This window comes from Paenirhizobium cremeum (genome assembly GCF_022884085.1).
In the GTDB taxonomy this organism is placed as follows: Bacteria; Pseudomonadota; Alphaproteobacteria; order Rhizobiales; family Rhizobiaceae; genus Allorhizobium; species Allorhizobium cremeum.
On the sequence record NZ_JAGGCS010000003.1, the window covers coordinates 283,644 to 298,355 of the forward strand.

Sequence of the window (14,712 nt, forward strand, 5' to 3'; positions counted from 1 at the left end):
TGTCTAAAAATAGTGCAAATTCGAAGTGTGCCCGAAAGATAGTCATTTGAGTTCTGTTGCGCTGCATACGCCATTCGAGATCGGGTCGGTCGCGATACGCAATCGCGTGATTCTGGCTCCGATGTCCGGCGTCAGCGATCTGCCTTTTCGCCAGCTGGCATGGCGAAGCGGGGCGGGGCTCGTCGTGACCGAGATGGTGGCGAGTCGCGAACTTGCCCACAACGCAGCCGAATCCTGGTCACGCCTTCAAGGCGCCGATATCGATCCGCACATGGTTCAGCTTGCCGGTCGTGAAGCCTACTGGATGGGCGAGGCGGCCCGCATCGCCGAAGCCAATGGCGCCGACATCATCGATATCAATATGGGTTGCCCGGCCAAGAAGGTGACGGGCGGATATTCCGGTTCGGCATTGATGCGCGATCCGGATCACGCCCTGTCGCTGGTAGAGGCGACGGTGAGGGCGGTCAGGGTTCCTGTGACGTTGAAGATGCGGTTGGGCTGGGACAAAAATTCCATCAACGCGCCCGAGATCGCCCGCAGGGCGGAGGATATCGGCGTGAGGATGATTACCGTGCATGGCCGGACGCGCATGCAGTTCTACGAAGGCAGGGCCGATTGGGATGCGATAGCGCGGGTACGCGAGGTCGTATCTGTTCCTCTGGTGGCCAATGGCGATGTGGAGACGCGCGCGGATGCCTTGGAAATCCTGCGCCGGTCCGGAGCGGATGCGGTGATGGTCGGCCGGGCGTGTCAGGGACGGCCCTGGCACGCCGGATGGCTCGCCGGCAATTCCGGCCCGGAGCCTGCCGCCATTCCCGCTATTGTCCGCGAGCACTACGAGGCGATGCTCGTTCATTACGGGCGTGACGTCGGCGTAAGGCATGCACGCAAACACGTCGGTTGGTATATCGAGCGCTTCGCGCCCGGGGTTTCCGCCGCCATCAAGGGAGAAATCATGACGTCGAAGGACGCCGGTTTCGTATCGGAAACGCTTTTCAGCGTGCTGTCCGACGGACTATCCACCTCTGCCCGCCGACAGGAGGCCGCATGAACGCGAACAATGGCGGCAACGGGCTTGCGATGGCCGTGCTCAACGCCATCCAGAATCCCGTCGTGATGGTCGATGCGGAAGGGTTGATCGCCTTCGCCAATTGGGAGGCGGAAGCCTTTTTCGGCGCCAGCGCGGCGCATCTTTCCCGTTATCGGCTTTCCACCTTCATTCCGTTCGGCAGTCCGCTTCTGTCGTTGATCGATCAGGTGCGCGAACGTCGCGCTCCGGTCAACGAGTACCGGGTGGATCTGAGTTCGCCCCGCCTGGGGCAGGACAAGCTGGTGGATCTTTATGTGGCGCCGGTGGTGAACCAGCCCGGAGACGTGGTGATCGTCTTCCAGGAACGCTCCATGGCCGACAAGATCGACCGGCAACTGACCCATCGTGCGGCTGCCCGTTCGGTCACCGGCCTGGCCTCGATGCTCGCGCATGAAATCAAGAACCCGCTGTCCGGCATCCGCGGTGCCGCCCAACTGCTCGAGAGTTCGGTCACCGATGAGGATCGCGCTCTGACCCGGCTGATCTGCGACGAGACGGACCGTATCGTCTCCCTGGTCGACCGCATGGAGGTGTTTTCCGACGAACGGCCTGTCGACCGCGTATCGCTTAACATCCACTCCGTGCTGGACCATGTAAAGGCGATTGCAAGGGCCGGTTTTGCCCGCAATATCCGCATCACCGAAAACTATGACCCGTCATTGCCGCCGGTCTACGCCAATCGGGATCAACTGGTGCAGGTCTTCCTCAATCTCATCAAGAACGCCGCCGAGGCGATCGGAGACCGGCCGGACGGCGAGATTCAGCTCACCACGGCCTATCGGCCCGGTATCCGTCTTTCGGTCGCCGGCTCGCGCGAGAAAATCTCCCTGCCGCTCGAATTCTGTGTGCATGACAACGGCCCCGGCGTGCCGGCGGACCTCTTGCCCCATCTCTTTGACCCTTTCATTACCACCAAGACCAACGGTTCCGGCCTCGGGCTGGCGCTGGTCGCCAAGATCATCGGCGGCCATGGCGGCATCGTGGAATGCGATAGCCAGGCGAACCGTACCACTTTCCGCGTGCTGATGCCCGTTTCCAAGGACATCCCGCTTGATGAAGAAACCCCGGCGAAATCCACAGGAAGTCTCTGATGACTGCAACGATCCTTGTCGCTGATGACGACGCAGCCATTCGCACCGTATTGAACCAGGCCCTGACCCGTGCCGGTTACGAGGTCCGGATCACCTCCAATGCCGCCACCTTGTGGCGTTGGGTGTCCGCAGGCGAGGGAGATCTTGTCGTAACCGACGTCGTAATGCCCGACGAGAATGCTTTCGACCTTCTGCCGCGCATCAAGAAGGCGCGCCCGGACCTGCCTGTGCTGGTGATGAGTGCCCAGAACACCTTCATGACGGCCATCAAGGCCTCGGAAAAAGGTGCCTATGACTACCTGCCGAAGCCCTTCGATCTGACGGAACTGATCGCCATCATCGGCCGGGCGCTGGCCGAACCGAAGAAGAAACCGGCCCGCCTCGACGACGATATGCAGGACGGCATGCCGCTGGTCGGCCGGTCAGCCGCCATGCAGGAAATCTACCGCGTTCTCGCGCGCCTGATGCAAACCGACCTGACGCTGATGATTACCGGTGAATCCGGTACCGGCAAGGAACTTGTCGCGCGGGCGCTTCATGACTACGGCAAGCGCCGCAACGGTCCCTTCGTCGCCATCAATATGGCTGCGATCCCGCGGGATCTCATCGAATCGGAACTGTTCGGCCATGAAAAGGGCGCCTTTACGGGCGCGCAGACGCGCTCGACCGGCCGTTTCGAACAGGCCGAGGGCGGCACGCTTTTCCTCGACGAAATCGGCGACATGCCGATGGATGCGCAGACCCGTCTTCTGCGTGTCCTGCAGCAGGGCGAATACACGACGGTCGGCGGACGTACGCCGATCCGCACCGATGTCCGGATCGTCGCCGCGACCAACAAGGACCTGAAGCATTCCATCAATCAGGGCCTCTTCCGCGAGGACCTCTATTATCGCCTGAACGTGGTGCCGCTGCGCCTGCCCCCCCTTCGTGACCGCGCGGAGGATATTCCCGATCTGGTGCGCCACTTCATTCAGCAGGGCGAAAAGGAAGGGCTCGATTCCAAGCGATTCGACAACGAGGCGCTGGAAGTGATGAAGGCCTATGCCTGGCCGGGCAACGTGCGCGAACTCGAAAACGTCGTTCGCCGTCTCATGGCACTTTACCCGCAGGACGTGATTTCGCGCGAGATCGTCGAGCAGGAACTGCGGTCCGATATCGCCGACAGCCCGATCGCCAAGGTCGGCGTGCCCGCCGGTTCCATGACGATTTCGCAAGCCGTCGAGGAGAACATGCGAAGTTATTTCGCAAGCTTCGGTGACGCTTTGCCGCCTTCCGGCCTCTATGAGCGCGTGCTCACCGAGATGGAATATCCCCTGATTCTTGCAGCACTCACAGCAACGCGCGGCAATCAGATCAAGGCCGCCGATCTTCTCGGACTGAACCGCAATACGTTGCGCAAGAAGATCAGGGAACTGGGGGTCTCGGTCTATCGCAGTTCCCGCTCGGCTTGACAAAGCTGCAAGGCCCGTTGCAATTTCGCCACATTGCGTTGCTCAAAAGTCACGAAGCCTCGGCGTGCTCCGGTCCTGCCGGTTTGACAGGGTCGGGATATCGGGGCGACGCGATGAGGTGATCGGCCTTTCCGGGCCGGTCCGAGGCGCAGCATCGATTTGGGCTCTGCAGGCAGGGCGCGGGAGTTTTCATGGTCGGTCGAATGGCCGCGTCCGTAACGGAGAACGACGCCGCGACGGCGCATGAGCGTCGGGCGTCCTTTGCCTTGCCGGGCCTCGTGGTTGCCGGCGGGGCGCTGGCCTGCGCCGTGTTCACGCTACCCGTTCTGCTGGGTCTGACGCCCATCGAGCCGACCTCCGAGGTTCTGATTGCCTCGGCGATTGTCAATTCGCTTTTCATCGTCGGTCTGATGTTTCTCATCGGCCGCGAGGTGACGCGGCTCTTTAAAGCCCGTACGCGCGGCCGCGCCGCAGCCCGCCTTCATGTCCGCATCGTGGTGCTGTTCTCGATCGTTGCCATCACGCCGGCGATTCTCGTCGCGATATTCGCGAGTATCACGCTGAACGTTGGCCTCGATCGCTGGTTTTCGCTACGAACCCAGTCGATCGTCTCGTCGTCGATGAACGTCGCCCAGGCCTACATGCTGGAAAACGCCAGCTACCTTCAGGGCCAGACCATTTCGATGGCCAACGACCTGGAGCGCAATCGCGCCCTCTATTATCTGGACCGAACCGGCTTCGTTCAGCTTCTGACACGGCAGACGAAGGGGCGGGGAATGCTGGGCGCCTTCCTCGTTCGCCAGGACGGTTCGGCGATCACGCAGGCCGATATTGCCACCGACAAGCCGCTGCCGGCCATTCCGAAGGACGCCCTGGAAAGTGCGGCTGCGGGTCAGCCGACGCTCATCCCGCCGGGCGTCACCAACCTCGTCGGTGCGATCATCAAGCTCGAATCGATTTCCGGCACCTTCCTCTACACGATCCGCGCGGTTGATCCGAAGGTCATGTCGGCGATGCGGCTGATGGAAGAAAACACCGCCGAATACAAGGCGATGGAGGATGGCCGCACCACGCTGCAGATCGCCTTCGCCATTCTTTATCTCGGTTTCGCGCTGATCGTGCTGCTCGCAGCAATCTGGACGGCGATTGCCGTTGCCGACCGCATCGTCCGGCCGATCCGGCTGTTGATCGGGGCGGCCGACAACGTCGCTTCGGGCAATATGAACGTGATCGTTCCGGTTCGCTCCGCAGACGGCGACGTCGGCAGTCTGTCGCGAACCTTCAACAAGATGATTACCCAGATCCGCAGCCAGCGTGACGAAATCCTGGAGGCCAAGGACGAGGTGGACGACCGCCGGCGTTTCATCGAGGCCGTGCTCTCGGGCGTGACGGCGGCGGTCATCGGTGTCGAGGACAACGGCGTCATCACCATCGTCAATCCCTCCGCCGAATATTTCCTGGCAACGGCTTCCGAGGAGTTGATCGGTCAGAAGCTGAGCCTGGTTGCGCCAGAGGTGGACCGGGTCTTGGCGGAAGCCGCCGTTCGCCATCGCGGCGAATATCGCGAGCAGATCAATCTGATGCGGGGCGGCAAGGAACGGACGCTGAACGTTCAGGTCACGCGCGAGGAAACCCGCGGGTCCGAGGATTCCTACGTCATCACGCTCGACGATATCACCGATCTCGTTATCGCCCAGCGTTCCACCGCATGGGCCGATGTGGCGCGCCGCATCGCGCATGAAATCAAGAACCCGCTCACCCCGATCCAGCTCTCCGCCGAACGCCTGAAGCGGCGCTACGGCAAGCAGATTGCCGAAGACGATCGCGCCGTCTTCGACCAGTGCACGGATACCATCGTCCGGCAGGTGGAGGATATCGGGCGCATGGTTGACGAGTTTTCCGCCTTTGCCCGCATGCCGAAGCCAGCCAAGCAGAGTTCCGATCTTCGAGACGTCCTGCGCGACGCCGTCTTCTTGCGCGAGATGGGCACCCACGGTATCCGGTTCATCCGCGAATTCGGCGATGAGCCACTGCAGGGCAGCTTCGATGCCAGGATGCTGGCGCAGGCCGTCGGCAATCTCATCAAGAATGCCGTCGAGGCGATTGAGGCCGTGCCGAGCGAGGACCTGCCGGATGGCGGCAAGATCATGGTGCGCTCGTCTTTCGATCACCAACAGGACCGTTTCGTTGTCGACGTGATCGACAATGGCCGCGGCCTTCCGGTGGAAAACCGGCACCGCATTCTCGAGCCTTACATGACGATGCGCGAGAAGGGCACAGGCCTCGGCCTCGCCATCGTCAAGAAGATTATTGAAGAACATGGCGGTCAGTTGGAGCTGCATGACGCTCCCGCCGATTTCGACCGGGGTAGGGGCGCGATGATCCGCATCCTTCTGCCGCGGCTCGAAGCGACGACCGCCATGGACAATGAAAGCGATAAGGAAAAGGTCTATGGCCTCTGATATTCTGGTAGTCGACGACGAAGAGGATATCCGCGAAATCGTATCCGGCATCCTCAGCGACGAAGGGCATGAAACCCGCACCGCCCACGATGCCGACAGCGCACTGGCCGCGATTTCCGACCGTGTGCCGCGCCTTGTCTTCCTCGACATCTGGATGCAGGGCAGTCGGCTGGACGGCCTGTCTCTTCTGGACGAGATCAAGACACGGCATCCGGATCTTCCCGTCGTGATGATTTCCGGTCACGGCAATATCGAGACTGCCGTTTCCGCGATCAAACGCGGTGCGTTCGACTTCATCGAAAAACCGTTCAAGGCGGACCGGTTGATCCTGATCGCGGAGCGGGCGCTGGAAAACTCCAAGCTCAAGCGCGAGGTCTCCGAACTGAAGAAGCGCACGGGCGATGCGGTCGAACTGATCGGCACCTCCGTCGCGGTCTCGCAGCTTCGCCAGACCATCGAGAAGGTGGCGCCGACCAATAGCCGCATCATGATCTTCGGCCCCTCCGGCTCCGGCAAGGAACTGGTCGCGCGCATGATCCATAAACGCTCCAGCCGTGCGGGCGGCCCTTTCGTGACGCTGAATGCAGCGGCGATCACGCCGGACCGCATGGAAATCGCACTCTTCGGAACCGAGGGCACGCCGGGCCAGCCGCGCCGCATCGGCGCGCTGGAGGAGGCGCATCGCGGCATCCTCTATCTTGACGAGATCGGCGAAATGCCGCGCGAGACCCAGAATAAGATTCTCCGGGTTCTGGTCGAGCAGCAGTTCGAGCGGGTCGGTGGCTCCAAGCGGGTCAAGGTCGATGTTCGCATCATCTCGTCCTCGGCCTACAACCTCGAGGGCATGATCGCCGAGGGCCGCTTCAGGGAGGATCTTTTCCACCGGCTTGCCGTTGTGCCGATCAAGGTTCCGGCCCTGGCGGAGAGGCGGGAGGACATTCCCTTCCTGGTCGATATGTTCATGCGCCAGATATCGGAACAGGCCGGCATTCGCCAGCGGCGGATCGGCGAAGACGCCATGGCCGTCCTGCAGGCCAACGACTGGCCCGGCAATATCCGGCAGCTTCGCAACAATATCGAACGGCTGATGATTCTCGTGCAGGGGGACAGCCCCGACACGCCGATCTCCGCCGAGATGCTGCCGCAGGATCTCTCCGATATGCTGCCCAAGGTTTCGGCGCGCAACGATACCCACATCATGACGCTGCCCTTGCGGGAGGCGCGCGAGATGTTCGAGCGCGACTACCTGATCGCGCAGATCAACCGCTTTGGCGGCAATATTTCGCGTACGGCCGAATTCGTGGGCATGGAGCGGTCGGCGCTTCATCGCAAACTGAAGTCGCTCGGCGTATAAGACATGCGGCGGGCGGTTCCGGCGGATTTCCCGCACATCCGATCGCTTGAAGGGGCATCATGAAGGTCATCATCTGCGGGGCGGGACAGGTCGGCTACGGCATCGCTGAGCGACTGTCCCAGGAGGACAACGACGTCTCCGTCATCGACACCTCCGCGTCGCTGGTCACGCATATCACCGAGACGCTGGATGTCCGCGGCTATGTCGGCCACGGCGCCCATCCGGACATGCTGGCAAGGGCCGGCGCCGACCAGGCCGACATGATTATCGCGGTCACGCTTTACGACGAGGTGAACATCGTCGCTTGCGAGGTCGCGCATGCGCTCTTCAACGTGCCGACGAAGATTGCCCGCATCCGGGCGCAGAACTACATGCAGCCGGAATATGCGGATCTCTTCAGCCGCAAGCACATCTCGATCGACGTGACGATTTCTCCCGAGATCGAGGTCGGCAAGATGGTCCTGCGGCGCATTTCCTTTCCGGGCGCCACCGATATCGTCCGCTTCGCCGACGACCATATCGCCATGGTGGCTATCGAGTGCATGGAGGATTGTCCGGTCCTCAACACGCCGCTGCACCAGTTGAGCCAGCTGTTTCCCGATCTGATGGCAACTGTCACCGCGATCTACCGCAATGGCAGGCTGCAGGTTGCACAGTCGAACGATCAGTTGCTCGTCGGCGACCTTGCCTATGTCATTTGCCAGCGCGACCATACGCGCCGGACGCTCAGCCTGTTTGGGCACGAGGAACAGGAGGCAGGCCGCATCGTCATCGCGGGCGGGGGCAATATCGGCCACTACGTCGCCCGCACCATCGAGCAGATGCAGCCCAGGACGAGGATCAAGATCCTCGAAAACGATCGTGACCGCGCGCTGGCCATATCCGAGCAGTTGAAGAATACGATCGTTCTTCACGGGTCCGCCCTCGATCAGGCCATTCTCCAGCAGGCCGATATCCAGGATGCCGATCTGATGGTGACCCTCACCAACAGCGACCAGGTCAATATCCTCGGAGCCGCCATGGCCAAGCGCATGGGCTGCCGCTCCAGCATGGCGCTTATCAACAATCCGGGGTTCCAGGAACTGGTTGCCGGCATCGGGATCGACGCCCACATCAATCCACGGGCGGTGACGATCTCTCGCGTCCTCCAGCATGTCCGTAAGGGACGCATTCGTTCCGTCTATGCCGTGCAGAAGGGCATGGCGGAAGTGATCGAAGCGGAGGCGCTCGAAACGTCGCCTCTGGTGGGGCGCCCTTTCCGCGATCTCGACCTCCCGCCGGGCCTGAGAATTGGAGCGATCTATCGCGACAAGGCGGTGATCCGGCCCAACGGAGACACAAGGATCAAGGCAAAGGACAGGGTCGTACTGTTCGCATCCGCCGAAGCCGTACGCGACGTCGAACAGATGTTTCGCGTTTCCATCCAGTACTTCTAATATTCAAGTCTGTTTTTCCGGAAGGCCGCCATGCCGAGAATTGCCTATGTCAACGGTCGCTATGTCCCGCACAGCAAAGCATGCGTTCATATCGAGGACCGCGGTTATCAGTTCGCCGATGGCGTCTATGAGGTCTGCGAAATTCGTCATGGAATGATCGTCGATCTCACGCGGCATCTCGACCGGCTCGACCGGTCGCTTTCCGAGATCGGCATTCGTTTTCCGATGTCCCGTGCAGCCCTGGTGCAGGTCATCCGTGAGGTTGCCCGCCGCAATCACGTGCGCAACGGATTGTTTTATCTGCAGGTGACGCGCGGCGTTGCAAGGCGCGATCACGTCTTCCCGTCGGCCGATACGCCTCCATCGCTGGTGGTGACGGCCAAAAGCACCGATCCGTCGGTCATCGCGCGCAAGAATGCCGCCGGCATCAAGGCGATCACGCTGCCGGACAATCGCTGGGATCGGGTGGATATCAAGACCGTCGGCCTGCTGCCCAACGCGCTCGCCCGCCAGTCGGCGAAGGAGGCCGGTGCGCAGGAGGCGATCTTCGTCGATACCCGCGGCATGGTGACCGAGGGGGCTGCCACCAATGTCTGGATCGTCGATGCCGACGGTCACCTCGTTACCCGCCCGGCGGAACACGGTATCCTGCGCGGTATCACCCGCACAACGCTGATGGACGTGGCCGCGGTTCTGGGAATCTCGATCCGCGAAAGAGAATTTTCGCGCGAGGAAATGCTAGGCGCGCGCGAGGTCTTCATTACGGCAGCGACGAGTATCTGCTTCCCTATCGTCGAAATCGACGGTTTTTCCATCGCAAACGGGCATCCCGGGACGGTTTCGGAGAAAATCCGGAGCGCCTTTTTCGAGATTGCGGAAAAGACGGCGATTTGATACCAACTTCACGGTAAAGGGACAGGGACAGTCCCTACTCGGCTGATAAGCTTGAACAATAATTATACCGGTCAATGAACCGGCAAGAAAGAAAGAAGCGGCGCCATGGCGGAACGTTCTCAGAATCTGCAGGATCTATTTCTCAACACCGTCCGCAAGCAGAAGATTTCGTTGACCATTTTCCTGATCAATGGCGTCAAGCTGACGGGCGTGGTGACCTCCTTCGACAATTTCTGCGTTCTGCTGCGTCGTGACGGCCATTCGCAACTGGTCTATAAGCACGCCATTTCGACCATCATGCCGGGTCAGCCCATGCAGATGTTCGAAAGCGAAGACAACGCTTCGTCACAGGATTGAAGCCATAACCACTCGCGACACGAAAAACGACTCGATCATCCCGGACGATGAAAAGCACCGGGATGACATGTGTGCCGTGGTCATCCTTCCCGTTCTCAAGCAGGCGCGGAGCGGGGCAGGCGGCGACACAGCGGCTCCCACGCGTTCCAACGAAAGCCGGCTTGAGGAGGCGATCGGCCTTGCACGGGCCATCGACCTGACGATCGCCGAAGGCATCATCGTGCCCGTCAACCAGCCACGCCCGGCGACGCTTCTCGGAACCGGCAAGATCGAGGAAGTCTCGGCGCTTCTCGATGAGCACAATGCCGGCCTCGTGATTGTGGATCATCCCCTGACGCCGGTGCAGCAGCGCAATCTCGAAAAAGAATGGCGCGCCAAGGTCATCGACCGCACCGGCCTCATTCTGGAAATCTTCGGCCGCCGCGCTTCCACCAAGGAGGGCACGCTTCAGGTCGAACTCGCCCATCTTAACTACCAGAAGGGCCGTCTGGTCCGAAGCTGGACCCACCTTGAGCGCCAGCGCGGTGGTGCGGGTTTCATGGGCGGTCCGGGTGAAACCCAGATCGAAGCCGACCGCCGGCTGCTGCAGGACCGTATCGTCCGGCTCGAGCGCGAACTGGAACAGGTCGTTCGCACGCGCCAGCTTCATCGTGCCAAGCGCCGCAAGGTGCCGCATCCGATCGTGGCGCTGGTCGGCTACACCAACGCCGGCAAATCGACGCTGTTCAACCGTATCACCGGCGCGGGCGTTCTGGCCGAGGACATGCTGTTTGCGACGCTCGATCCGACGCTTCGCCGCATGAAGCTACCGCATGGCCGCACCGTCATCTTGTCCGATACGGTCGGTTTCATCTCCGACCTGCCGACCCATCTGGTTGCCGCCTTCCGCGCTACGCTCGAAGAGGTGCTTGAAGCGGACCTGATCCTGCATGTGCGCGACATGTCCGATCCGGACAACCCGGCTCAGGCCAGCGACGTGCTACGCATCCTCGATGATCTCGGCATTGACGAGAAGGAGAGGGCGGAGCGCATCATCGAGGTCTGGAACAAGATCGACCGCCTCGATCCCGAAAGCCATGACGCGATCCTGCAGAAGGCGCAGAGCCGGGACAACGTCATTCCCGCCTCAGCCATCTCCGGCGAAGGCGTCGACCGTCTGATGGACGTGATTTCCGAACGCCTTTCGGGTGTCCTGACGGAAACGACAGTCGTCGTTCCGGCGGACAAGCATGCGCTGATTTCCTGGGCCTATGAAAATGCCATCGTCGACAATCGCGAAGACCACGAAGACGGCACCGTCAGTCTCGACCTGCGCCTTACGGAACATCAGGCGCTGGAACTGGAGCGCAAGCTCGGCGGCGGCCCGAAGCGGGAAAAGGAAGACTGGGAGCGTTGAGGCGGCACTCTGCAGGTGCGTATTTGAGCGTCAGTCGAGTTGCCGCTCGATCGCCTTCGCCGCCTGCCAGAGTTCTTCCATACGCTCCAGAGTGGCATCCTCCAGTGTTTCAGAATTCTCTTTAAGAGAATTTTCTATATAACTGAAACGGCGACGGAACTTGGTATTCGTTCCACGCAGTGCCTGTTCCGGATCGGCATCCACATGGCGTCCGATGTTGACGAGGGCGAAGATCAGGTCGCCGAGTTCGTCGGTGATCTTTTCCGGCTTTCCCTCCGCCAGCGCCTCGCGCAGTTCGGCGATTTCCTCCTCGATCTTGTCGAGGATCGGTTCCGGTTCCGACCAGTCGAAGCCGACCTTGGCCGCGCGTTCCTGCAGCTTCAACGCTTCGGTGAGTGCCGGGAAACTCCTCTGTACGTCGCCGAGATGACCGGCCTTCACGTCGTGTTCGGCCGTGCCGCGCAGCGCTCGCCGTTCGGCTCGTTCACGCTTTTCCTGCCGCTTGATCTCATCCCATTGGGCCTTCACGCTTTCCGGCGTGTCCGCGTCGGAGACGGCGAAGACGTGCGGATGCCGGCGGATCATCTTTCGCGTGATGGCCTCGACCACGTCACCGAACGAGAAAAGGCCTGCCTCTTCACCCATGCGCGCATGGAAAACCACCTGTAGCAACAGGTCGCCCAGTTCCTCGCAGAGATCGTCGGGATCGTTGCGCTCGATGGCGTCGGCAACCTCGTATGCCTCTTCGACCGTATACGGCTTGATGGTCTCGAAGGTCTGCACGATATCCCACGGGCACCCGGTCTCGGGGTCGCGAAGTGCGGCCATGATCTCGATCAGGCGCGAGATGTCCTTGGAGGGTTCCATGCGGTCGTCCTGCCTGCTCAGTTGAGCGGAATGTCGTTGTCCGATTTCCCGGACTGATACTGCCCGGAGAGGCGATCATAGACCGCGCGAATGCGCCTGGACTGTTCCGTCAGGCTCTCCCGTTCCGCCGTGTCCTTTACGGCCACCAGATCCGACAATGCATAGGAGTTCCAGAAGGCGTTCGACTTGCGATAGCCGCCGGGCTCCAGCCCGAAGACCTCCTTGAGGATCTTCAGGTCGTGCGGAATGGCGAAGGCGTCGCGGCTGTCCTCATGGCTGAAGAAGTAATAGAAATTGTCGAAACCGGCCCAGGTGATCGCCGACATGCACATGGTGCAGGGTTCGTGGGTCGAAAGGAAGATAAGATCCTTGGTCGAGGGGCGCTCGCCGAGTTCGTAGAAGCGCTTCAGCGTATGCACTTCCCCGTGCCACAACGGGTTTTCCAGTTCGTTGTTGGTTTCCGCAAGCACCAGCGACAAGTCGGATTTTCTGAGGATCGCCGCACCGAAAACCTTGTTGCCGGCTGCAACGCCGGCCTCCGTTAGTGGAAGGATGTCGTGCTCGATGACATCGAGCAGGCGGGAAGTGATATCCGTCATATATGGCTGTGTCCCAATGGCTTGCTGCGGTGCGATCCTATCTTCGCCCAAAGGGGGTCGAAAGCAAAAACATCGGTTGTCGCCAGCTTTTTTCAGAGATGAAATTCTAATTAACCGATAGAAATTATGGATTTATCACTCCGGTGACTTTTGCTCGCATCTGTCGAAAGCCTAGCAAAGAAATGTGCGGCGCCGAACGGCTGGGGATTTCTGTTTCTTCTATCTCCCGCCCAAAAAGGTGATATTGGCGCTCGCTAGACAACTGGATCGTGACGATGGGTGCAGGCCACAACAAGCTTTCGGTTTTCCCGACCTTCTTCAAGGTCGAGGATGCCGCTGTCGCCGTTTTCGGCGACGGCGCGGAAGCGTTCGCCAAGGCGCGGCTGCTCAACAATACCAGGGCGCGCATCATCGCTCATACTGTCGCTCCGGAAGCTGACTATGCGGATTTCCTGGCGCGGCACGCCATCGAGCGGGTGGCGCGGTCTTTTCATCCCGGACAGGTCGAGGGGGCTGCTCTCGTCTTCGCCGCAACCGGTGACGCCGAGCAGGACCGAAAGATTGTTGTTGCGGCCCGTGCGCGCCGCATCCCGGCCAATGCGGTCGATCAGCCTGAATTCTGCGATTTCTACACGCCCGCCCTGGTCAACCGCGCGCCGATTGCGGTTGCCATTGGAACCGAGGGCGCCGGACCCGTCCTGGCGCAAATGATCCGCGCCGAGATCGACCGACGCCTGCCGCGGTCGCTCGGCCGCCTTGCCCGGTTGGCGGAAGAGTTTCGTGCCAGCGTCGAGCGTAGCGTTCCGCGCGGCACGATGCGGCGCAAGTTCTGGCGGCGGTTCTTCAGCGGCGATGTCGCCGACGCCGTCGGCGAGGGCAACATCGCCGATGCCCGCCGCAATGCGGAACGCTTGATCGCCGCGAGTGGCGGGCGCGAACCGGGTCGTGTATTCCTTGTCGGAGCCGGTCCGGGCGCCGAAGATCTCCTGACGCTGCGCGCGCACAGGCTGCTTATGGAGGCCGATGTCATCGTGCACGATGCGCTGGTGCCCCAGGCGGTCGTCGACATGGGACGGCGAGATGCGGACCGGATTGCCGTCGGCAAGCGCAAGGGATGCCATTCCAAGTCGCAGGAAGAAATCAACGACCTGTTGGTCGAGCTTGGTCGCGAAGGCAAGCGCGTCGTTCGCTTGAAGTCGGGCGATCCGCTGGTCTTCGGTCGTGCCGGCGAGGAGATGGCGGCGCTTCGCGCTGCAGGCGTAGCTTATGAAATCGTGCCGGGGATCACCTCGGCATTTGCTGCGGCTGCTGATTTCGAACTGCCGCTGACGCTTCGCGGGGTTGCTTCCTCGCTGGTCTTCACCACGGGGCATGATCTTCATGGCGAAACGCTGCCCGACTGGGCCCGTCTCGCTCTCTCGGGCGCAACCGTCGCGGTCTATATGGGTCGCAGCGTCGCAGCTTCCGTCGCCACAAGGCTGATGGCGGCAGGTCTTGCCCCGGATACCACCGTTGCTGTCGTCGAAAATGCCGGCCGTGCTCACAGTCGCCTGCTTCACGGCACGCTGGAGGAGTTGCCGGTGCTGGAAGGTCGCGCCGAGTTGACCGGCCCGGTGATGGTCATTATCGGTGACGCCGTCGCCGGCGGCAATTTCTCCCGTTCCGAACCGCTGCGCGGCAAGATCGCCAGCCTTTCCCCCTTCGAGAGGACCTGA

Annotated in this window: 12 protein-coding genes; 10 read left to right on the forward strand and 2 right to left on the reverse strand. The window is 61.3% G+C overall.

The window, feature by feature from the left end; translation table 11 throughout:
• Positions 1-25: 25 nt before the first annotated feature.
• From dusB to hflX, 9 genes are all read left to right on the forward strand, one after another.
• The gene (gene dusB / locus J5N58_RS07895; RefSeq protein ID WP_113442823.1) at positions 26-1,051 is read left to right on the forward strand and encodes a tRNA dihydrouridine synthase DusB; all 1,026 of its coding nucleotides are present in this window, start codon (positions 26-28) and stop codon (positions 1,049-1,051) included.
• Positions 1,048-2,181 carry a two-component system sensor histidine kinase NtrB gene (locus J5N58_RS07900; protein WP_112830077.1) on the forward strand — a complete coding sequence of 378 codons (1,134 nt, stop codon included), beginning with the start codon at positions 1,048-1,050 and terminating at the stop codon, positions 2,179-2,181. Before dusB ends, J5N58_RS07900 begins: the two co-directional genes overlap by 4 nt.
• The gene (ntrC, locus tag J5N58_RS07905; RefSeq protein WP_113425780.1) at positions 2,181-3,632 is read left to right on the forward strand and encodes a nitrogen regulation protein NR(I); all 1,452 of its coding nucleotides are present in this window, start codon (positions 2,181-2,183) and stop codon (positions 3,630-3,632) included. The genes J5N58_RS07900 and ntrC overlap by 1 nt, the downstream gene beginning before the upstream one ends.
• Before the next feature lie 191 nt (positions 3,633-3,823).
• Positions 3,824-6,094 (forward strand): sensor histidine kinase NtrY-like, encoded by a 2,271-nt coding sequence (locus tag J5N58_RS07910; protein ID WP_113339516.1) that lies wholly within the window; start codon positions 3,824-3,826, stop codon positions 6,092-6,094.
• Positions 6,084-7,448, forward strand: coding sequence for a nitrogen assimilation response regulator NtrX (gene ntrX, locus J5N58_RS07915; protein ID WP_112830074.1), 1,365 nt, complete (start codon positions 6,084-6,086; stop codon positions 7,446-7,448). Before J5N58_RS07910 ends, ntrX begins: the two co-directional genes overlap by 11 nt.
• A 59-nt stretch (positions 7,449-7,507) precedes the next feature.
• Positions 7,508-8,884, forward strand: a complete 1,377-nt coding sequence (gene trkA / locus J5N58_RS07920) for a Trk system potassium transporter TrkA (protein ID WP_112830073.1) — start codon at positions 7,508-7,510, stop codon at positions 8,882-8,884.
• Between the two features lie 30 nt (positions 8,885-8,914).
• On the forward strand, positions 8,915-9,778 hold the full coding sequence (locus tag J5N58_RS07925) for a D-amino-acid transaminase (RefSeq protein WP_113339515.1): 864 nt from the start codon (positions 8,915-8,917) through the stop codon (positions 9,776-9,778).
• 105 nt (positions 9,779-9,883) lie between these two features.
• Positions 9,884-10,135 (forward strand): RNA chaperone Hfq, encoded by a 252-nt coding sequence (hfq, locus tag J5N58_RS07930; RefSeq protein ID WP_099057781.1) that lies wholly within the window; start codon positions 9,884-9,886, stop codon positions 10,133-10,135.
• Positions 10,131-11,531 (forward strand): GTPase HflX, encoded by a 1,401-nt coding sequence (gene hflX, locus J5N58_RS07935; RefSeq protein WP_244710475.1) that lies wholly within the window; start codon positions 10,131-10,133, stop codon positions 11,529-11,531. Before hfq ends, hflX begins: the two co-directional genes overlap by 5 nt.
• Before the next feature lie 30 nt (positions 11,532-11,561).
• On the opposite strand, the gene mazG is transcribed toward hflX, so the two are convergent.
• A complete protein-coding gene (gene mazG / locus J5N58_RS07940) occupies positions 11,562-12,398 on the reverse strand; it encodes a nucleoside triphosphate pyrophosphohydrolase (protein ID WP_112830070.1) in 837 nt (278 codons plus the stop codon).
• A gap of 17 nt (positions 12,399-12,415) precedes the next feature.
• Positions 12,416-12,997: a deaminase gene (locus J5N58_RS07945; protein WP_112830069.1), complete on the reverse strand. Its 582-nt coding sequence runs from the start codon at positions 12,995-12,997 to the stop codon at positions 12,416-12,418.
• Between the two features lie 275 nt (positions 12,998-13,272).
• Between J5N58_RS07945 and cysG the strand changes: the two genes are divergently transcribed.
• Entirely contained in the window at positions 13,273-14,712 is a 1,440-nt protein-coding gene (gene cysG, locus J5N58_RS07950) for a siroheme synthase CysG (RefSeq protein WP_112830068.1), read from the forward strand.

Excerpts from the sequence above, each read along its gene's own strand:
- J5N58_RS07900 (WP_112830077.1), top strand. The coding sequence starts at position 1,048 with ATGAACGCGAACAATGGCGGCAACGGGCTTGCGATGGCCGTGCTCAAC.
- ntrC (WP_113425780.1), top strand. The coding sequence starts at position 2,181 with ATGACTGCAACGATCCTTGTCGCTGATGACGACGCAGCCATTCGCACC.
- J5N58_RS07910 (WP_113339516.1), top strand. The coding sequence starts at position 3,824 with ATGGTCGGTCGAATGGCCGCGTCCGTAACGGAGAACGACGCCGCGACG.
- ntrX (WP_112830074.1), top strand. The coding sequence starts at position 6,084 with ATGGCCTCTGATATTCTGGTAGTCGACGACGAAGAGGATATCCGCGAA.
- trkA (WP_112830073.1), top strand. The coding sequence starts at position 7,508 with ATGAAGGTCATCATCTGCGGGGCGGGACAGGTCGGCTACGGCATCGCT.
- J5N58_RS07925 (WP_113339515.1), top strand. The coding sequence starts at position 8,915 with ATGCCGAGAATTGCCTATGTCAACGGTCGCTATGTCCCGCACAGCAAA.
- hfq (WP_099057781.1), top strand. The coding sequence starts at position 9,884 with ATGGCGGAACGTTCTCAGAATCTGCAGGATCTATTTCTCAACACCGTC.
- mazG (WP_112830070.1), bottom strand. The coding sequence starts at position 12,398 with ATGGAACCCTCCAAGGACATCTCGCGCCTGATCGAGATCATGGCCGCA.
- J5N58_RS07945 (WP_112830069.1), bottom strand. The coding sequence starts at position 12,997 with ATGACGGATATCACTTCCCGCCTGCTCGATGTCATCGAGCACGACATC.
- cysG (WP_112830068.1), top strand. The coding sequence starts at position 13,273 with ATGGGTGCAGGCCACAACAAGCTTTCGGTTTTCCCGACCTTCTTCAAG.